This window comes from Lysobacter sp. M15, assembly GCF_022662515.1.
Classification (GTDB): domain Bacteria; phylum Pseudomonadota; class Gammaproteobacteria; order Xanthomonadales; family Xanthomonadaceae; genus JAKPBU01.
In genome coordinates, this window is record NZ_JAKPBV010000002.1 from 310892 (window position 1) to 330822 (window position 19931).

Genomic DNA, 19931 nt, shown 5'->3' on the forward strand with positions numbered 1-19931 from the left:
ATTGCGTGAAAGGGCGCCGCGGCCATGCAACACGGGCGCTGGGTTTCAGCCGACAATTCAACGTTCCTCCGCCGAACTGCCTGCCGCATGCCGAGCCCCACCGATGCACAACTGCGCGCACTTGCCCAATCGCTGGGCGAGCGTCTGCGTGGCAGTCGCGATCACCTGGTCACTGCCGAGAGCTGCACCGGCGGCTGGATCGCCAAGACGGTGACGGACGTCGCCGGATCCTCGGACTGGTTCGACTGCGGGATGGCGGCCTACAGCTACGAGGCCAAGCAGGCTTTGCTGGGCGTGAGCCCCCAGACCCTGGAAACCCATGGTGCGGTGAGTCGCGAGACGGCGATCGAAATGGTTTCGGGCGCGCTGGTGAATTCGGGTGCCAGCGTCGCCGTGGCCGTCACCGGGATCGCCGGGCCGGGGGGCGGCACCGCGGACAAGCCGGTCGGAACCGTCTGGATCGCATGGAAGCGCCGCGGCGGCTATCCGCGGGCCGAGGTTTTCCACTTCGAAGGTGACCGCGAAGCCGTCCGACGACAAACCGTGGCAGCGGCCCTGGAAGGTCTCGGACCTCTGTAACCCTGAGGCAGCCAGGCGGAACGAGAGGCTTGCGCCGATGGTTTGTTAGTAGTAATACTACTCACCATGGAACTCACCGATACCCAGCAGGCCATCCTCGCCATGATCGCCGAGCGGATCGAGGCCGAAGGCTTCCCGCCCTCGCAGGCCGAGATTTCACGTGCCTTCGGCTTCAAGGGGGTGCGCGCCGCCCAGTACCACCTGGAGGCGATGGAGGCCGCCGGGGCCATCGAGCGCATGCCCGGTCGGGCGCGGGGCATCCGCCTGCTGCGGACGCCGGCCGCACCGCAGCGGGAACTGCCGCTTGCCTCCATGGAGGACGCCGTGCGCCTTCCGGTGCTTGGGCAGGTCGCTGCCGGCCTGCCGATTGGCGCGGGCATCGACGAGAGCAGCGGCCCGGACAGCTATCTCGTGCTCGACCGTGTGCTGTTCTCGCCGTCGCCGGATTACCTGCTCAAGGTCAAGGGCGACTCGATGCGCGACGAAGGCATCTTCGAGGGCGACCTGATCGGCGTGCACCGCACCCGCGACGCACGCAGCGGTCAGATCGTGGTCGCGCGGATCGACGAGGAAATCACGGTCAAGCTGCTGAAGATCGGCAAGGACCGCATCCGCCTGCTGCCGCGCAATCCCGATTACGCCCCGATCGAGGTGCAGCCGGGCCAGGATTTCGCGATCGAGGGCCTTTACTGCGGCCTGGTGCGGCCGAACCGGTGATGGTGCGGCCCGCCGCAGCCCGATCCGCACCCCGCACCGGCGGGAACCCGGGCGCGTTGCCTCGGGCCTGCTCGACCAGCGATTTTTTTCAGGGTTTTCCTACCCGCCTTTGCGTTGTTGCCCAGTTCCCCCCAGCGTCCCCCGTGAATATTTTTTCGTACAAGGCTGCAGCGTCGCAGCCCCTGCGATGACCCGGGCCTAGCCTGACCGCATTCCGGATTTCCCATACGAACCTGAAGGACGACCACGATGGACGAAAACAAGAAGCGTGCCCTTTCCGCGGCCCTGACCCAGATCGAGAAGCAGTTCGGCAAGGGCTCGGTGATGCGCATGGGCGACCGTGCCGTGGAGGTGGCGGAAGTGATCGGCACCGGATCGCTGATGCTGGACATCGCACTGGGGATCGGCGGCTTGCCCAAGGGCCGGGTGGTCGAAATCTACGGGCCCGAATCCTCGGGCAAGACCACACTGACCCTGCAGACCATCGCCGAATGCCAGAAACTCGGTGGCACCGCCGCCTTCATCGATGCCGAGCACGCGCTGGATCCGATCTATGCGGGCAAGCTGGGCGTCAATGTCGACGAGCTGCTCCTCTCGCAGCCGGACACCGGCGAGCAGGCGCTGGAGATCGCCGACATGCTCGTGCGTTCCAACGCCGTGGACATGGTGGTGATCGACTCGGTCGCCGCACTCACGCCCAAGGCCGAAATCGAGGGCGAGATGGGCGATCAGCTCCCCGGCCTGCAGGCACGCCTGATGAGCCAGGCGCTGCGCAAGCTCACCGGCAATATCAAGCGCAGCAACTGCATGGTGATCTTCATCAACCAGCTGCGCCACAAGATCGGGATCATGATGCCGGGCCAGAGCCCGGAGACCACCACCGGCGGCAACGCTCTCAAGTTCTACGCCTCGATCCGCCTGGACATCCGCCGCATCGGCGCGATCAAGAAGGGCGACGAGATCATCGGCAACCAGACCAAGATCAAGGTGGTCAAGAACAAGATGGCGCCCCCGTTCAAGCAGGTGCTTACCGAGATCCTGTACGGCGAGGGCATCAGCCGCGAGGGCGAGCTGATCGAGATGGGCGTGGACGCCAAGCTGGTGGAGAAGTCGGGTGCCTGGTACAGCTGCGGCGGCGAGCGCATTGGCCAGGGCAAGGAAAATGCCCGCCAGTACCTCAAGGAGAATCCGCAGGTCGCGCAGAAACTCGAAGCCCAGCTGCGTGAGCAGTTCGTGCCGGAGGAAATCTCGCGCGCCGAGGTCGATGAAGCCTGACCGGTTGCAACGGCGGGCCGGGATGACTGATCGTCAGCAGGCATCCCGGCCCGCTCCTCGTGCAGGCGCCGGAGAAGGGCACCTCATGGGGAAATCCGATGACTCGATCGACTTGCCCGAATCAAACCAAGGCTTAGCCGAAACCGCACCGGTCGTGTGCGGCGTCACTGGTCCCGAACGGCGCAAGCGACGGCGACCCGAACCCTCGCCCCTGCAACGTGCGCTGGGCCTGCTCACCCGTCGCGAGCATTCGCGCAAGGAGCTGACCCGCAAGCTCACTGATCGGGGCGTAGAGCGGGCAGAGGCGGCCGCGGCGATCGAAAAGCTTTGCGACGCCGGCTGGCAGGACGACGCCCGCTTCGCCCAATCCCTGGTTCGCGGCCGTGCCAATGCTGGTTATGGTCCGATCCGGATCCGCGCCGAACTGGGAACCCATGGCCTGGATCGGGAAGCAGTGGCTGCCGCCATGGACAGCTTCGACGGGGACTGGGCCACCAATGCACAGGACCTGGTCCGCCGCCGTTTCGGCCGGGGGATCGCCACCGACCGCGCCCGCCAGCGCAAAGCGGCCGACATGCTCGTCCGCCGCGGTTTTGCTGCCGACCATATCCGTACCGCGCTTCGCTGCGACCCTGAAGATTGAACCCGGACCTGGGTCTGTGGCTGGCATGTCACGGGAAGGGGCGATGCGTGAACAGCGGCGGGGTCGCCATTGAGCGCCCGTCCCTGGCGCGCGTGGGTCGTTCGCAAGCTCCAAACACGCTCGATCGGCGCCTGACGCGCCCCATCCCGCCTGTAAACTAGCCTGATCGGGTTGTCCGTTCGTTTCCGCGGCCGCATCTTGCCGGTCTTGCGGCGTCCGGACTGCGCCCACCCTCCAGCATTCGCCAGATGAAAACCACCTCCGACATCCGCCGGGATTTCCTCGAGTTCTTCCAGGGCAAGGGCCACACCATCGTGCCGTCCGCGCCGCTGGTACCCGGCAACGATCCGACCCTGCTGTTCACCAATTCCGGCATGGTCCAGTTCAAGGACGTGTTCCTGGGTGCGGAGAAGCGCAGCTACGTACGTGCGGCCGACGTGCAGCGCTGCCTGCGCGCGGGCGGCAAGCACAACGACCTGGACTCGGTCGGCTATACCGCGCGCCACCACACCTTCTTCGAGATGCTGGGCAACTGGTCGTTTGGCGACTACTTCAAGAAGGACGCCATCGCCTGGGCGTGGGAGCTGCTGACCGAGGTCTGGAAGTTGCCGAAGGACCGGTTGCTGGTCACCGTCTACCACACTGACGACGAGGCCTACGATCTGTGGCACGACATGATCGGCATCCCCGCCGAGCGCATCGTCCGGATCGGCGACAACAAGGGTGCGCCCTACGCGAGCGACAACTTCTGGCAGATGGCCGACACCGGCCCCTGCGGCCCGTGCACCGAGATCTTCTACGACCACGGTCCGTCGCATTTCGGCGGCCCGCCCGGGTCGCCCGACGAAGACGGCGACCGCTACATCGAGATATGGAACCTGGTGTTCATGCAGTTCGACAAGCAGCCCGACGGCACCCTGGTGCCGCTACCGGCGCCGTGCGTGGACACGGGCATGGGCCTGGAACGCCTGGCGGCGGTGCTCCAGCACGTGCACAGCAACTACGAAATCGACCTGTTCCAGGCGCTGATCCGGCGCGCCGCCGAGCTCACCAATACCAGCGACCTCGAGAACAAGTCGCTGCGGGTCATCGCCGATCACATTCGCGCGTGCGCCTTCCTGATCGTCGACGGCGTGCTGCCGGGCAACGAAGGCCGCGGCTACGTGCTGCGCAGGATCATCCGCCGCGCGCTGCGGCATGGCTGGATGCTTGGCGTGCGCGAGCCGTTCTTCCACAATCTGGTCGCCACGCTCGATACGTTGATGGGCGAGGCTTACCCGACCCTGCGTGAGCACCGCGCCACCGCCGAGCGCGCGCTGAAGGCCGAGGAAGAGCGCTTCGCCGAAACGCTCGACTCAGGCATGCGCATCTTCAACGAAGTCGCTGCGCGCAATGCCGACATCATCCCCGGCGCGGACGCGTTCCGCCTCTACGACACCTACGGCTTCCCGGTCGATCTGACCGCCGACATGGCCCGCGAGCGCGGGATGTCCGTCGACATGGCCGGATTCGACGCGGCGATGGCACGCCAGAAGGAAACCGCTCGCGCCGCGGGCAAGTTCGGCGGCGGCACCCAGCTGCCTGCCGACCTGGTCGCGCAGCTCACCCCGACGGAGTTCCTCGGCTATGAGGCGCTCGATGCCGGCGGGCTGGAGGTCGTCGCGCTGCTGAAGGACGGACGCCCCGTCGAGGCCGTCGACGCCGGCGACAGCGCGATCGTCCTGCTCGACCGCACGCCGTTCTATGCCGAATCTGGTGGTCAGGTCGGCGATACCGGCGAGCTGGACGAGAAGGGTGTGCGTTTCATTGTCGAGGACACGATCAAGCTGGCCGGGCAGTTCCATGGCCATGTCGGCCGCCTTGTGAATGGAAGCCTGCGCAGGGGCGACCGCCTGGTGGGTTCGGTCGACGCAGCCCGTCGCGCCGCGACCGTCCTCAACCACAGCGCCACCCACCTGCTGCATGCCGCCCTGCGCACCGTGCTCGGTACCCACGTGCAGCAGAAGGGCTCGCTGGTAGCACCCGACCGGCTGCGCTTCGATTTCTCGCACTTCCAGCCGGTGACCGATGTCGAGCTGGCCGAAATCGAGCGACGGGTCAACGCCGAGGTGCGGGCCAACCACGAGGGCGAGGTCCGCCACATGGCGATGCAGGAAGCGCTCGATTTCGGCGCCCTGGCGCTGTTCGGCGAGAAATACGGCGAGAACGTGCGCGTGTTGCGCTTCGGGCCCACCTCCACCGAGCTGTGCGGCGGCACCCACGTCCGTCGCACCGGCGATATCGGCCTGTTCAAGATCGTCTCGGAAGGTGGCGTATCGGCCGGTGTGCGCCGGATCGAGGCGCTGACCGGGCAGGGCGCGCTGGATTACGTCGAACAGGAGGAACGCAGGCTGGACGAGGCAGCCGCCCTGCTGGGTGGTGCCCCGGGTGATGTTGCCGACAAGCTGCGTGCGCTGATCGACCGCCAGAAGAAGCTCGAGCGGGAACTCGAGACGTTCAAGGCCAGGGCGGCCTCCGGAGCCACCGCGGACCTGGCCGCGCAGGCGGTCGACCTGGACGGCATCAAGATCCTGGCCGCCCGCCTGGAAGGCTTCGATGTGAAGGCTCTGCGTGAGGCGGTCGACCGGCTGCGGCAGCAGCTGGGCGACGCGGTGATCGTGCTGGCCGGAGTCCAGGGCGGGAGGGCGGCGCTGGTCGCCGGCGTCAGCGGCGCTGCCGGCGGCAGGATCAGTGCGGGCGAGCTGCTTGCCGACGTCGCGGCCCGGATCGGGGGCAAGGGCGGCGGTCGACCCGACATGGCGCAGGGCGGCGGCGAGGACTCGCCGGCGCTGGCCGATGCGCTTGAGGGAGTACGTTGTTGGGTGCAGACAAGGCTGAATGGTTAACGTCCTGCATGACTTTGTGCTGATGCAGGCGCCGTCGGGGCTGACTACCGTGAGAACAGCCGCCGGGGGCGCAATCGGTTTTTGCGCAAATTCGTTTAAAATGTGCGTTTAAGCATGTAGACGGCCGCTGCCGTCCTCTGGAGAAGTCACTCAATGCTCATCTTGACCCGCCGCGTAGGCGAAACGCTGATGATCGGAGATTCGGTCACCGTGACCGTGCTCGGGGTCAAGGGCAACCAGGTGCGCATCGGCATCACTGCGCCCAAGGATGTTGCCGTGCATCGCGAGGAGATTTACCAGCGCATCCACGGCGAAGAGGGGGATCGCCGCTCCGAACCCCAAGAGCGCGACAATCTGGAAGGTTTGCCGCAGTCGGGTTGAACCGGTATCCTTCGGCGCCGCGCGCGTCCTCGGACGCAACGCACGGAGACTTGCCCGAGAGGCCGAAGGGGCTCCCCTGCTAAGGGAGTATGGGGTCAAAAGCTCCATCGAGGGTTCGAATCCCTCAGTCTCCGCCAGTTAACTGGCTACGACTTCGTGATTCCCGGCCCTCGCGCCGGGCGCGCGAGGGCGCAGATGGGCCGCAAGCCTGTGGCTTGCAAGCGGTCCACCGTTCGCCCCTCAGTCTCCGCCAGTGTCCGAGACGCCACGAATTGACGGTCACGCCGCCAATTGGGCACAATTCCGCTTCTGCATCATGCGCCCGTAGCTCAGCTGGATAGAGCACCAGGCTACGAACTTGGGGGTCGGAGGTTCGAATCCTTCCGGGCGCGCCAGATCCTGCAGTACCAAAGGCCGACGGTTTTCCGCCGGCCTTTGCTTTTTTCTGCGTGATGTTGAGGCTAGTGCGGGTACCTGGGCTCCGAGACTTCGCGCACGATCTCGGCGGTGTCCTTCTTCTTGCCCGCCAGCGCGATGTCCGCGAGCGAGACGATGCCCGCGAGCCGTCCGGATGGGTCGACCACCGGCACCCTGCGTACCTGCGCCTGCTCCATCAGGCTGACCGCTTCTTTCAGGTCGCTGTCGGTGCGTACCGTCCTGGTCGGCGAAGACATTGCATCGCTGGCCCTGACCATGCCGTCGCCGCCCCTTGCGACGATCCGTACCGCGATGTCGCGGTCGGTGATTACCCCGACCGGCATGCCCTGATCGTTGCACACCGGGATCTGTCCGCAGTCGTTGTCGATCATCATGCGCGCCACTTCTTGCACGGGCGTTTCGACCCTGCACGTGGCGGGGTCGGGCGTCATCACTTCGCTTATGCGTGTCATTTCGCTACCTCCATCGGGCAACCACCGCGATCGGGTGGTGGGAACGATTCTCGCGCGGCCGCAGTGGCATCCAGGTGAATGCCACAGCAGCGCAAGGCGCGTCGCGGTGGGCCGGCGTCACGGAAATGACCTGCTGCGACGTCCTAGAACTCCAGCAGCGGTACCGTGGCCTTCGGCAGCAGCCGTTCAGTGAAGTGCCGGTCCTTGAAGTATTTGATCTTCTCGCACTTCACCGGATGCGGGATTCCTTCGTAGAAGAACACCTCGGTATCGAATCCCATCGCCTTGAGTTCCTGGGGCAGCATCAGCGCGCGCCGCTCCTCGTTCTCGCTCAGGGTGTAGTTGCCGTGCTGGCCATAGGAACGGCTGCGGTTGCGCTTGCGGATGGTCGTGTAGCCGAGCATTTCCGAATAGTCGTTGGCGTCCTGCTGCTCCCGTGGGGCGTAGACGATCTGCAGCGCGTGATTGGTGATCATGGTGCGCGAGACGTCCTTGCCGTACACCGCATCCAGCTGCGCCATCGACTGGATGATCGGCAGCAGGCGGATGTTGTAGCCGGCCATGTAAGCGATGGCAGTGGAGATGATCTCCACCTTGCCGATCGATGTGAACTCATCCATGAGCAGCAGGCACTGGTGCCGGAGCTCGTCATTGTTCTGCGGCAGCTCGCGCGTGTTCTGGTTGATCAGCTGGCTGAAGAACAGATTCACGATCAGCCGCGCCTCGGCCAGCTTGTTGGGCTGGATGCCGATGTAGATGGTCATCCGCTTCCTGCGCACGTCGGTCAGCAGGAAATCGTCGTTGGAGGTGGCCGCGTCCAGCACCGGGTTGATCCAGGCGTTGAGCGGTTCCTTGAACGTGCCCATGATCGAGGCGAAGGTCTCGTCCGCCTGTGAGAGCATGTTGGCGAAGGCGGTCTTCGCATTCGGCCCGAGGAACTTGCGCGAGGCCAGTCCTTGTAGGAACTTCTTCAGGTCGCTGCCGTCGCCCGACGAAAGCCGATAGATCGCGCCTAGGGTCGGATACCGCGAGAACGGGAAGCCCAGCGCCTGCTCCTCATCCCAGTTCTCGAACAGGTACAACGCGAAGGCTAGGAAGGCATTGCGCGCCTGGCTGACCCAGAACTTCTGATCGTCCGCGCCGTCGGGATAGAGCATGGCGGCGATGCTCGACAGGTCCGAGATACGGAAAGCCGGGTCACGCGAGACGTAGGTCAGCGGATTCCAGCGATGCGTGCGCCGGTCCTCGGCGAACGGGTTGAACAGGTAGATCTCCTGGCCCTGGCTGGCGCGCCAGCCGCTGGTCAACTCGAAATTTTCCTGCTTGATGTCCAGCACCACCATCGATTCCTGGTACTCGAGCAGGTTCGGAATCACGATCCCTACGCCCTTGCCAGAGCGCGTGGGCGCCGCCAGGATCACGAACTGCTGCCCTGGCAGCCGGATCAACTTGCCGCCCATCTTCCCGACCACGACGCCGTCGGCGGACGGCTTGAACATGTCCTTCTTCGCCAGGTCGCCGGCGGTCGCGAAGCGCGCGTCGCCGTGCAGGGACTTATGCCGCGGTTTGAGGATCAGCACGGATAGCGGCAGCCAGACGAGCAGCGGCAGCCCGAAGCCGACGACGGTCGCGAACTTGATCTTGCCAGCGTGCGGTTTGACCTGCGGCAGGTCCAGGACTCGGAAGTAGCTCCACCAGGTTTCGTACCAGGGCGTGGGTGCCTGCACCTTCAGCAGCAGCGGCACCAGCACGCCGGACAGGTACAACCCGCCCGCCATGGCGAGCGCCAGGGTGACCAGAAGCGCACCGAGTTTCAGGGGGAATGTATTGCTCACCGTGGCGTCCTGCAGGTGGGGTCTGTCCATGTCGCGGCCCCGCAGCAGACGCGGGGCCGGGGCGATCATGTCAGGGCGCGACAGGCGGCGGCAAGTCGCACGAACTACCCCCTGATCGCCCAGGCCGCGTGGCCATACCTGTACGAATGGACTTGTTGACAGCGCCGATGCGGCCGTGGACTATTCATCAAGGAGCCAAGGATCGGCGATCCGCGGCAGCAGGGGATCAAGGAGGAACACGGACGTGTTACCCGGCATGGAGCTGATGAGCTGCCCCAACCTGGCCGTGCCCAGGGAAGTCATGCACCACGTGGTGCGTGTCGAATCCTCATATAACCCGTATGCCATCGGCGTCGTCGGCGGCCGCCTCGTGCGCCAGCCGCGCAACCTGCCCGAGGCGCTTTCCACCGCCCGCATGCTCGAGCAGCGCGGCTACAACTTCTCGCTCGGCCTGGCCCAGGTCAACCGCTACAACCTGGTCAAGTACGGCCTGGACTCCTACGAGAAAGCCTTCCAGCCCTGCGCCAACCTGCAGGCCGGCTCGCGCATCTTGGCCGAGTGCTACCAGCGCTCGCGCGACTGGGGCAAATCCTTCAGCTGCTACTACTCGGGCGATTTCAAGACCGGGTACCGGCACGGTTATGTGCAGAAGGTGTATGCCTCGATGCAGCGGGAGCGTCGCATGGATGCGACCTTTGCCGGCGTGGCCCCGATCGCTGTCGTTGACCGCGTCGTGAGGCGCACGGGACGCCCGGTCGAGCAGCAAACCGCAGCCGTCGCCACCATCGGGTCGCTGGTGGAACGCCGGGGCGCCGATTACCGATCCGCGCCAACGACTCGGGGCCAGCCTGCGGTCATCCCGCAAGGACAGGGTGCCGCCCCGACTTCGACACCCGCGTCCATGCAGGCGACGCAGGCCCAGGTTCCGATTCCGGCGACCGCTGCCTTTCCCATGGCAAGCGCGGGTTCGGGCGCCGTTGTCGTTATGGCGCGGCGTGCAAACGACGGCGCCGCCCCCGACGCCCCAGTCGCCCCCCAGCCAACAGCTGTTTCGCCGAGCGGCGGCGACAGCGCCTTCGTCTTCTGAGTCACGACACACCTAACGAAAGCCGCATCCGCCCCAACCACCCCTCACGAAAAGGAGATCACCATGAAGCCCGCGAAATTCGTCCCCCAGGCCACCGATGCCCGCAACACGCTCTCGGCGCTATTCATGGCCGTCGTCTTCGTGTCGACGATCGCCATGCCCGAGATCGCCATGGCCCAGTCCGAATTCCAGACCAAGACCTGCGGATTTCTCAGCAATATCACCGGTCTGCTCAACATCGCATCGATTGCCGTGGTCACCATCGGCATCATCTTCGCCGGCTACCAGATCGCGTTTGCACACAAGCGCATTTCTGATGTCGCGCCGATCATGATCGGGGCCCTGCTGATCGGTGCGGCTGGCCAACTGGCCAACTGGATCATTGGTTCCCGCGAAGGTTCGGAAGGTTGCGGCGATATCTCCGCGATCCAGCAGTTGCTGCCGTACGTGGCGTAAGCGCACGTCCAGGGCAATGCATAAGAACATCGTCTTCCGCGGCTGCACCCGCCCGCCCATGTTCCTGGGCGTGCCGTACGTCCCGTTCTTCATCGGGGCGGGTGGGGTGATCATGCTCGCCCTGTACGCGCCCGGGCGATTGCTCTGGTTGCTGTTGCTGCCACCGGTGATCCTCGTGATGCGGCAGATGGCCCGGCGCGACGAGATGATCTTCCGCCTGCTCGGGTTGCGTCTGCAGCTCGCGCCGCAGGTCCGCAACAAGCGCGAGCACGAAGGGATGTGGGTGTTCAATCCGAATCCCCATCGTGACCAACCCGCGCCAAAGAAGAAATAAACCGGCATTCCAATACCGAGACCGCATGTTCAACCGCGACAGTCCCATCAGCAGCTTCGTTCCGCTCTCGTCCCACGTCGCCCCCTCGGTCGTGAAAACGACCGGGGGCGACTACCTGTTGACCTGGTACCTGGGCGGGTTGCCATTCGTGGGGCGCGACGAGTGGGAGATCGAGCATCGCCACAACACGTTCAACCGCATGCTGCAGACCCTGCGTGCGCCGGACTACGTGAACGTGGCCTTCTGGGTGCACGACGTGCGGCGCCGGCGCAGGATCAGCTCCAGCGACCATTTCGCCCAGGCCTTCAACCAGCACTTGTCCGATGCGTACTACGGCAGCCTGTCGTCGCAGAAGATCATGGTCAATGAGCTATATCTGACGATGCTCTATCGCCCGATCGTCGGCGGCAAGCGCTTCACGGAGAAGGTCAGCGACACCGCGCGCCTCAAGGCGATGGAGGAGCAGGCCGTCGGCAAGGTGCTCGAGCTGGCAGGCAACGTCGAGGCCGTGCTCAAGGACTACGCTCCATACCGCCTTGGCATGTACGAAGCGGCCAACGGTGTGGTGTTCTCGGAGACGCTCGAGTTCTTTGGCTATCTGCTCAACCGCGTGGATGAGCCGGTGCCGGTGCTCAAGGCGCCGGTGCCGGAGTATCTGCCGGTGAGCCGCCACATGTTCTCCGTGAAGAGCGGCGACTTCGTGGTCAGTACGCCCAATGGCGGCAACCATTACGGCGCGATCCTCAACCTGAAGGAATATGCCGAGGGTACCTATCCGGGCATCCTCAACGGCCTGAAGTATCTCGATTTCGAGTACGTCATCACTCATTCCTTCAGCCCCATGGGTCGCCAGGACGCGCTCAAGGCGCTCGATCGCACCAAGGGCATGATGATCTCGTCAGGCGACAAGGCGGTCAGCCAGATCGTGGAGCTCGACTACGCCATGGACCAGCTTGCCTCGGGCAACTTCGTGCTGGGCGAATACCATTTCATCATCGCCGTCTATGCCGACGGACAGGAGAAGCTGCAGCAGCAGCTGGCCATCACCCGCGCCGAGCTGTCCAACGCCGGCTTCGTGTCCTCAAAGGAGGACTGGGCGATCACCGCGTCGTTCTATTCGCAGCTGCCAGGTAACTGGAAGTACCGCACGCGGCTGGCGAGCATGAGTTCGCTGAATTTCCTGGGCCTGTCGCCGCTGCACAACTTCAGTGCCGGTAAGAAAGACAACAATCCTTGGGGCCCCTGCGTCACGACGTTGCAGGCGACAAACGGTCAGCCCTACTATTTTAATTTCCATGCCACCCACCCCGCCGAGAATTCGCTGGGCGAGAAGGCCATCGCCAATACGATGGTCATCGGCAAGTCCGGTACCGGCAAGACGGCGCTGATCAACTTCCTGCTCAGCCAGGTGCAGAAGCTCGACCCGCCGCCCACGGTCTTTTTCTTCGACAAGGACCGCGGTGCCGAGATCTTCGTGCGAGCCTGCGGCGGCAACTACCTGGCGCTTGAGAACGGCCAGCCGACCGGCTTCAACCCGTTCCAGTGCGAGCGCACCGAGGCCAACGTCCAGTTCCTCGCAGACCTGGTCAAGGTGCTCGCGGGCAAGCGCGAATACACGGCGCGCGAGGAGGAGGACATCTTCCGCGCGGTCGAGAACATGCTCGACACGCCGATGCACCTGCGCAGCATGACCAACTTCCAGAAGAGCCTGCCCAACATGGGTGACGACGGCCTCTACGCGCGCATGCGCAAGTGGACGGCGGGCAATTCGCATGGTTGGGTATTCGACAACCCGAAGGACAGCATCGACCTGCACAAGGCCAACATCATCGGGTTCGACTACACCGACATCATCGACAATCCCGAAGTGCGTGTGCCGGTAATCAACTACCTGCTGCACCGGTTGGAAGAGCTGATCGACGGCCGCCGCCTGATTTACGTGATGGACGAATTCTGGAAGATCCTGGACGGCGAAGGCGGCCTGAAGGAATTCGCCAAGAACAAGCAGAAGACCATCCGCAAGCAGAACGGGTTGGGCGTCTTTGCCACCCAGAGTCCGGAGGATGCGCTCAAGAGCGACATCTCCGCGGCTCTGATCGAGCAGACCGCGACCATGATCCTGCTGCCCAATCCCAATGCCAGCCGCGAAGACTACATCGACGGCCTCAAGCTCACTGACGCCGAGTTCCAGGTCATCAAGGGCCTAGACGAGCGCTCGCGCTGCTTCCTGGTCAAACAAGGCCATGGATCTACCGTGTGCCAGCTCAACCTGCGCGGCATGGACGATGCGCTTGCGGTGATCTCAGCCAGTACCGACAACATCGAAATCCTGCACCAGATCCTGGAGCGCAAGGCGCGTTTCCACCAGGTCTCGCCGGACGATCTCACCCCCGACCAGTGGCTGCAGGACTTCTACGACAACCGTAAGGGTTCGGGCAAGGGAAAAGCGGCATCTGACTCGCGACAGAGGATGGGGACATGACGCGCCACCGATCCCACTCACCCCTCCACCATGCATCAGTCACGCACGCAGGTTTGCTCAAGGAGTCGAAGATGAACACGAACTTGTCCAGCAAGAAGAAGTCGGTCAGGGCGGGTGGCTTGTCGTTCGCAATGACCGTGGCGATCGGCATGGTTGGCGCGGGGGCCGTGATGATGCCGCGACCAGCGCAGGCGGTCGCATTCTTCTGCGCAAACTGCTCCAACTGGATGACCCAGATTCCAGAGTACGCGGCGAAGATCGCCCACTACGGCAAGGAAGTCGCTTCCTGGCAGCAACAGGCGCGGGACATGCAGAACCAGATCGCCAATATCCAGAACATGTTCCTGACCCTGGGCATCCAGCCGGGGCCGCAGATGGACGAGGTGCCGCAGAACTACAACGTGCCCGAGCGCTGCGGCGGGTTCAGCCCGACCTCGATGATGAGCTCGATGTTCAGTGTCGATGGCAAGGGCGACATCTACCAACAGCAGAAGGAGGTCTGCGCCAACATCCAGATGATGCAGAACACCAAGTACAACGAGACGGTGAGGTTCCTGCGCGACAGCTACAGCGCCACCCAAAGCGAGTTCAACAAGTTGCAGCAGATGAACCGTTCGGCCACGAATCTTGGCAACAACGCCAAGGCCAGCCAGAGCGCCAACGAAGCGTTATATGCCCAGGAAGCGCGCTACAAGAACTGGCAGAGCACGATGACCGCCATCGATTCTTACATCGCCACCATGCGCGAGAACCAGAAGCTGCTGGCGCAGACCGCAATGAAGGGGTCGAAGACCAACCAGGTCCTGGGCCAGATCGGCAAGACGGCGATCCTGGTCGGCGCCTTGGAAGTGGACTGAACGCTAGCATCGGGCCGGAGCAGGGGATGCTGCGCCACAGGGAACGCGGCGCGGTGCGAGACGGGGGCGACCCCATATTTGCGCAGGGAAATGGGTAATGGCAATCGTGCGGGACATCGCGACGACGCTCGGCGGACTGGGTAACGGCCTCATGGACTGGCTGCAGCCCAAGGTAGTGGATATCGGCGGGCTGGGCGATTTCATCTTCTTCCGGGCCGTGTTCCGGTTCCTGAGCAGCCGGATCGAGGATTTCGGCTTCGACGTCATGGGCCGGGTGATGGGCTTCGTCGGCTTCCTGGCTCTGATCGTGCTGACGCTATGGATCTTCTTCCAGGGCTACAAGGTGATCACCGGGCAGATGCGTGAGTCGCTGATGGGTCTGGTGGCGAACATGGCCAAGGCGGCGTTCATCGTGTCGTGTGCGGTGGCGTTCGGGACGGTGGGCAGCGAGATCCACACGTACCTGACCCAGGACATGAAGGACGGGATCAACGAGCTGGTGACGGGCAATTCCGGCTCGCCGGAGGAAAAGATCGACGAATCGCTGGGCTGGCTGCAGGTGGCGATGAGCACGTTCGACGCGCTGGATCTGCAGGGCGATCCTGCGCTGGTCGCGGAGAAGGAGCGGGTCCAGTTCTACGTGACCATGGGCACCGGCGGGCCTGCGGTGGTGGCCGGTGCGATGCTGCTGCTGTACCAGATCGCGATGGCGCTGTTCATCGGCCTGGGGCCGATCTTCATCCTGTGCCTGCTGTTCGATTTCACGAAAGGGCTTTTCCAGAAGTGGTTGTTCTACGGCATCGGGACGATGTTCAGCATGGCGATGCTGAGCTTCGTGGTGAGCCTGGCGCTGGATATGGTTACAAGAGTGGCAGCAGCGATGTGGACTGCAGCCGCCGCGGGCCAGTTCCTGCTGGGGGTGAACGTCAACGAGGGCATGAGCAGTCAGGCATTGCAGCAGGGCGGGATGGGGATCATCCTGACCGCGCTGATCGTCTCGGCGCCGCCGATGGCGGCGTTGTTCTTCAATGGGGTGATGGGCAGCTTCCTGCACTTCTCGGCGTTTGGTGCTGGCGGCATGATCGGCCCGCAGGGGCAGCCACCCGGGAGCTTCGGGGGCGGGTCGGGGTACAACCCGCAGACCTATCAGCCGACGCAGCCAGGGGGTACACAATCTCAAGCGGCCGACGACGGCAGTAGGCGTGCAGGGGATTTCCACGCTGCGCAGACGCCCATGCACTCCACTGGTCCAAGCGGGGCAGCCGCGAGCACGTCCCGACCTCAAGGCATGGGACCCGGCGCGCGCGGTGCAGTCAACACGCAGGAACTTGGCACGCAGACCTACACGCCTGCCTCGCCGGCCAACTCGGCGACAGGCGGCAGCCAGGCCAATTACGCGCCTGAAAGTCCAGGCGCGCGTGGCGCGGCCAATATCGCGCCGACAGGAACCCCGCAGTCCACGGCGTCTCCCTCGGGCGGAACCCAGGTCTCTCCCACGCCGCACGGTAGCCAGCCTGCAGACGCGCCGCCCTTGGGTGGTGGTGGCGCACCAGCCTTCGCACCGCCGCAAAGCGCCCGGTCGGTGGGTGCGCCCACGCGAGTGGCGGGTTCACCTTCCACTCAGACGCACAGCCCTACATATACGCCGCCTCCGCCGCCGACAGATCCGGCGCCTCGCGGTGGCAGTTGAAGGAGGTCGAGATGAAACTGCATGTATGGTTGATGTTGGTGTCGCTGACATTTGTGAGCGCCGCCGCGGCGCAATCGCAGGCACCGCATGTCTGTGGCGCGGGCGCGGGTCCGAATGAAGTGATGGCGGGCATGCATCCGGGTGGAAATGGGGTGGCGCCCACACCACTTTGCTATTGGAAGGTACAGCCGCAGGAGCAACAACAACAACCGCCGCAGCCGACGGGCTACTGGGAGAAGACTTGGGGCGCGATCGCGCCATCGCCGGTGGGTGGTGTACTAGGTACCTCGCTCGGGGCGAGCAGCAAGGAAGAGGCTGAGCGGCTGGCGCTGGAGGATTGCAAGGCCAAAGGAGGAGGGGCGTGCGAGGTGCGTATCGCGTATCACAACCAGTGTGCCGTAATGGTGCTTGGCGACAACGTTTACAGGACTGCAAGGGCTGGCAGCATAGAAGCGGCGGCGAAGGTTGGTATTGACGCCTGTTCGAAAGAAGATACGAATTGCCGCGTTTACTATTCCGCCTGCACCGAACCGGTCTTCCACAAGTATTGAATGAGCGAAGCAGCGGCGCATGGACGCGTTGCCATTTTGACGATTGGCCGAAGCAAACTGCAGGAAGTAGATGATCAGAACTAGATTCAATTCCAAGCACCCGCAACGGCTCGGCCCTGCGGGTATTTTATTATGCGCGCTGTCGGCAAAGCATGTCAGAACCATAAATTCTCCAGATCGACCGATGAGTCGGCATCTGCGAGAATGCCAAGGAGAGGCACATGAAAGTCCAAACGGCAATCTTGTTGGTACTGAGTCTGCTGAGTGTATGGAGCACGAGTGCAGGGCAGGAAATTCTATGCCCCAGTTCCGGGCTTCCGGTCTCGCAGGATCCCGGGTGCTGGGCGCGTGAGAGTGCAAAGACGAATGCTGCCCAGCAGGCACAGCAGCAGCAACAGGCGCTGCCACCTCGGCCGACGGGTTACTGGGAGAAGACCTGGGGGGCGATTGCGCCGTCGCCGGTAGGCGGAGTGCTAGGTACGTCGCTCGGGGCGAGCAGCAAGGAAGAGGCTGAACGGCTTGCGCTGAAGGATTGTACATCCAAGGGGGGCAAGGCGTGCGAGGTAGAAATCGCCTATCAAAACCAGTGTGCGGTGATGGTCACGGGGAAAGCCAATTATAGATTTGCGAGCGCAGCCTCAATTCCCGAGGCGTCGCAGCTTGGCATTCAGTTGTGCAAGGAGAGAGGGGATGACAGTTGCAGCGTCTACTACTCCGCCTGCACCGAACCAATCTTCCACAAATATTGATTCAGAAACGCAGCGGCGCATGGATACCTTGCGCGTTGCTACTGCGTCGATTTGTCGAAGCAACCTGCAGGATGCAGATGAGCCGAATCGAATCCATCTCCAGGCACCCGCAGCGGCTCGCCGCCGCGGGTGCTTTGTTGTTCGCGTATGGAATTGCTCTCACAGCGTGTGAAGCGCAGAAGCCGAACGCTTCTTCTGAAAATGCACGTACTGAGTCAAGTGCGAGGGGCGAACCGTTTGAGCCGCCAGGAGGTCTGGAGTCGGGAACGGGGGGCGGCGTGAAAGTGATCTGTAATGGCAAGGAGATGCGACTGCAGGACGACGCAACCGATCCTGCAACGGGGATGAAACGGACCAAGCTGCAGTTCGTGCGTTCGGGGAGGGCGGTGTCGGCCATCGGCCTGCCAGGGGAAATGCGGGACTACACGCCGGTCGGCGTGAGCTGTGCGATATCGCGGAGCAATGGCAGACCGTACTTCGTGGTTCAGTTTGGAGAGCGCCCCAGGGGGTGCAAGTTCTGTGAGTGGTTCTATCTATACGACCAGGACGGGAAGCAGCTGACCCGGAGCGTTCCTGTCATCCTGAAGGACGAGACGTTGCCCGAGACACAGCAGCAATATCCCAACAACGAGGAATACACGGCACTCGCCGAGCGCTTGCGTCTCCCAGACGCGGAGATGAGCTACATCGATTGAGCCACCGCCAATCCATAGGGAATGGTTGCATGTCAATGGAAGATACAAATATGGCGAATGAAATCTACGAAGCAATGGTCCAACCGCGAGGTCCGACCTATAGGGACAGCCAGATCTCGCGGAACAGCCATTACCGCGAGCCGGTCGATCACTCGCCAAGCCGGCTGGCAGGGAACTCCCGCATCTGGGGCGATGCGAGTCCCGAAGTGCAATCCCGGATCATCGATGCGCTGATAGAGGCATCGCGAGATGCGGGGCTTAGCACCAGGGAAACCGCGCATGTGTTGGCGATTGCGCGTGCCGAATCCGGTTTCAATCCCGATGCTGCCGCGGGAACTACGACGGCCGCGGGCATAGGCCAGTTCGTGGATGGAACCGGACGCGGATACGGCCTTAGCAACGACAACCGTTTCGATGCCAAGGCGAACAGCAGGGCGCTCGTAGAACATTTTATCGACAATCGAAACCTGGCCGTGAATCGTAGCCAAGGCGAGGAATACATCTACAAGTATCATCATGACGGCCCATTTAGTGATTACGGCGGACTGCAGCTTGCACGAGACAAGGTGATGCCCGATCTCGACCGATACGAGCAATTCGTCCGTCAGCGCCTTGGGTTGGAACAGCATGCGCCTGGCGAGGTGCAACAAGCTCCGCCCAAAACGCCAGAAGCGGAAGAGGCTGACCCGGTGCGATCCCGCACGGAATCGCTGTTGAAACTCCAGTCCCACGGTTCGGAAGTCTGGCGCCTGCAGACCACCCTGCGCGGCCTGGGTTATACCGGCGCCGACGGCCGGTCGCTGAAAACAGACGGCGACTTCGGCGACAATACGGACCATGCCGTGCGCGCGTTCCAGAAGGCCCACGGCGTGGAGCCGGTGGACGGCAAGGTGGGCAATGACACCTGGGCGACGCTGACACATGCGGCGCAGCATCCGCTGGTGCCGGAAGCCACGCATCCCAACCACAAGCTCTACGCCGCCATCAGCGAGCAACTGCCGGCGGGAACGGACCCGAAGGCTATCGCCAATGTCACCCTGCAGGCGCTGGAGAACGGCATCACTGGCCCCGACCGCCTGCAGCGGATGGCGGTGCTCGGCGCGAACGTGTACCTGCAGGGCGCGATCCCTGGCGATCGGGTGAAGGTGGACCTGACCGCTCCGACGCCCGACCTGCAGGCGATGAGCGACCACATGGCCCGTCTGGCTGACGAGCGGACCCAGGAAGACCATCGCCGGCAGCAGCAAAGCCCGCAGCCGCAGTTGTCGATGTAGTCAGGGCAATGGAGTCTGGTTCATCTGGCGCGGGAACAGCAGGAGCGCCCGGTCCGCGAAAAACAGGCACGTATGAAGCTTAGGACATGGTCTATGCTGGGATTGCTGACGATGGGCGCACCCATCGCAGCGCAGGAAAGCATGAATTCGCCGGATTATCATGCGAGGAACAACGCGCAATCGGTGTATTACCAGGGCCCAGGGCGGCAACAGTCGCAAGCGCTGCAACAGGCACCGATTAGGCTCCCAGATGTTTATTCCAGCTTTGTTTCTGATCTTGATGGCTACAAGCTTTACTGGAGCACATTCGCCCGGAGTGGAGAGGAGGCCGAGCGCGTGGCGATGGACGCCTGCCGGAACAACGGTGGAGAGAATTGCCAGCCGCGCGGCTGGTTTTCCAATCAATGCGGGGCGATTGCGGTCAATCCGGCCGGCAAGATCTTCGAAGGTTATGGCGTGCATCCCTTGATTGCCGCGCAGAAGGGATTGAGGGAGTGCAATGAAGCTACCGAAGGGCGGCCTGCTTGTTGAAGGACTTGCCGATCTGTTCG

The 19931-nt window shown here is 63.5% G+C and carries 18 protein-coding genes, 2 tRNA genes and 1 pseudogene; 19 read left to right on the plus strand and 2 right to left on the minus strand.

Annotation, left to right across the window (positions count from 1 at the left end):
* Positions 1-87 precede the first annotated feature (87 nt).
* The 8 genes from MC380_RS02190 to MC380_RS02225 all read left to right on the plus strand — a co-directional run bounded on the left by MC380_RS02190 (position 88) and on the right by MC380_RS02225 (position 6875).
* Positions 88-579 carry a CinA family protein gene (locus MC380_RS02190; protein WP_242104322.1) on the plus strand — a complete coding sequence of 164 codons (492 nt, stop codon included), beginning with the start codon at positions 88-90 and terminating at the stop codon, positions 577-579.
* Positions 580-645: 66 nt separating this feature from the next.
* The gene (gene lexA / locus MC380_RS02195) at positions 646-1296 is read left to right on the plus strand and encodes a transcriptional repressor LexA (RefSeq protein ID WP_242162758.1); all 651 of its coding nucleotides are present in this window, start codon (positions 646-648) and stop codon (positions 1294-1296) included.
* Between the two features lie 249 nt (positions 1297-1545).
* A complete protein-coding gene (recA, locus tag MC380_RS02200; protein WP_242104320.1) occupies positions 1546-2571 on the plus strand; it encodes a recombinase RecA in 1026 nt (341 codons plus the stop codon).
* Positions 2572-2725: 154 nt separating this feature from the next.
* Positions 2726-3214, plus strand: coding sequence for a recombination regulator RecX (gene recX, locus MC380_RS02205; RefSeq protein ID WP_242162827.1), 489 nt, complete (start codon positions 2726-2728; stop codon positions 3212-3214).
* Positions 3215-3462: 248 nt separating this feature from the next.
* Complete coding sequence (alaS, locus tag MC380_RS02210) at positions 3463-6099, plus strand: alanine--tRNA ligase (RefSeq protein WP_242162761.1); 2637 nt, start codon at positions 3463-3465, stop codon at positions 6097-6099.
* A 153-nt stretch (positions 6100-6252) separates the two neighbouring features.
* On the plus strand, positions 6253-6480 hold the full coding sequence (gene csrA / locus MC380_RS02215) for a carbon storage regulator CsrA (RefSeq protein ID WP_242104317.1): 228 nt from the start codon (positions 6253-6255) through the stop codon (positions 6478-6480).
* A gap of 44 nt (positions 6481-6524) precedes the next feature.
* Positions 6525-6617: transfer RNA gene (locus tag MC380_RS02220), tRNA-Ser, on the plus strand.
* Between the two features lie 181 nt (positions 6618-6798).
* Positions 6799-6875, plus strand: a tRNA-Arg gene (locus MC380_RS02225).
* Positions 6876-6941: 66 nt separating this feature from the next.
* Here MC380_RS02225 and MC380_RS02230 read toward each other — a convergent pair.
* On the minus strand, positions 6942-7370 hold the full coding sequence (locus MC380_RS02230) for a CBS domain-containing protein (RefSeq protein ID WP_242104316.1): 429 nt from the start codon (positions 7368-7370) through the stop codon (positions 6942-6944).
* 143 nt (positions 7371-7513) lie between these two features.
* Complete coding sequence (locus MC380_RS02235) at positions 7514-9148, minus strand: type IV secretory system conjugative DNA transfer family protein (protein ID WP_242162829.1); 1635 nt, start codon at positions 9146-9148, stop codon at positions 7514-7516.
* A gap of 313 nt (positions 9149-9461) precedes the next feature.
* Between MC380_RS02235 and MC380_RS02240 the strand changes: the two are divergent.
* The 11 genes and pseudogenes from MC380_RS02240 to MC380_RS02290 form a co-directional block, all read left to right on the plus strand.
* Positions 9462-9872 (plus strand): annotated as a pseudogene (locus MC380_RS02240) (lytic transglycosylase domain-containing protein); the annotation flags it as partial.
* 483 nt (positions 9873-10355) lie between these two features.
* The gene (locus tag MC380_RS02245; protein WP_277929822.1) at positions 10356-10748 is read left to right on the plus strand and encodes a TrbC/VirB2 family protein; all 393 of its coding nucleotides are present in this window, start codon (positions 10356-10358) and stop codon (positions 10746-10748) included.
* Between the two features lie 16 nt (positions 10749-10764).
* Positions 10765-11082, plus strand: coding sequence for a VirB3 family type IV secretion system protein (locus MC380_RS02250; RefSeq protein WP_242104315.1), 318 nt, complete (start codon positions 10765-10767; stop codon positions 11080-11082).
* A 25-nt stretch (positions 11083-11107) separates the two neighbouring features.
* The gene (locus tag MC380_RS02255) at positions 11108-13564 is read left to right on the plus strand and encodes a VirB4 family type IV secretion/conjugal transfer ATPase (RefSeq protein ID WP_242162763.1); all 2457 of its coding nucleotides are present in this window, start codon (positions 11108-11110) and stop codon (positions 13562-13564) included.
* Positions 13565-13635: 71 nt separating this feature from the next.
* Positions 13636-14421 (plus strand): hypothetical protein, encoded by a 786-nt coding sequence (locus MC380_RS02260; RefSeq protein WP_242162765.1) that lies wholly within the window; start codon positions 13636-13638, stop codon positions 14419-14421.
* A 97-nt stretch (positions 14422-14518) separates the two neighbouring features.
* Positions 14519-16111, plus strand: a complete 1593-nt coding sequence (locus MC380_RS02265) for a type IV secretion system protein (RefSeq protein WP_242162767.1) — start codon at positions 14519-14521, stop codon at positions 16109-16111.
* A gap of 11 nt (positions 16112-16122) precedes the next feature.
* On the plus strand, positions 16123-16662 hold the full coding sequence (locus MC380_RS02270; RefSeq protein ID WP_242162769.1) for a DUF4189 domain-containing protein: 540 nt from the start codon (positions 16123-16125) through the stop codon (positions 16660-16662).
* Positions 16663-16883: 221 nt separating this feature from the next.
* Complete coding sequence (locus MC380_RS02275) at positions 16884-17411, plus strand: DUF4189 domain-containing protein (protein ID WP_242162771.1); 528 nt, start codon at positions 16884-16886, stop codon at positions 17409-17411.
* A 77-nt stretch (positions 17412-17488) separates the two neighbouring features.
* The gene (locus tag MC380_RS02280) at positions 17489-18106 is read left to right on the plus strand and encodes a hypothetical protein (protein ID WP_242162773.1); all 618 of its coding nucleotides are present in this window, start codon (positions 17489-17491) and stop codon (positions 18104-18106) included.
* A gap of 29 nt (positions 18107-18135) precedes the next feature.
* Positions 18136-19380 carry a peptidoglycan-binding protein gene (locus MC380_RS02285; protein WP_242162776.1) on the plus strand — a complete coding sequence of 415 codons (1245 nt, stop codon included), beginning with the start codon at positions 18136-18138 and terminating at the stop codon, positions 19378-19380.
* A gap of 93 nt (positions 19381-19473) precedes the next feature.
* Positions 19474-19911, plus strand: a complete 438-nt coding sequence (locus MC380_RS02290; protein WP_242162777.1) for a DUF4189 domain-containing protein — start codon at positions 19474-19476, stop codon at positions 19909-19911.
* The last annotated feature ends 20 nt before the right edge of the window (positions 19912-19931 follow it).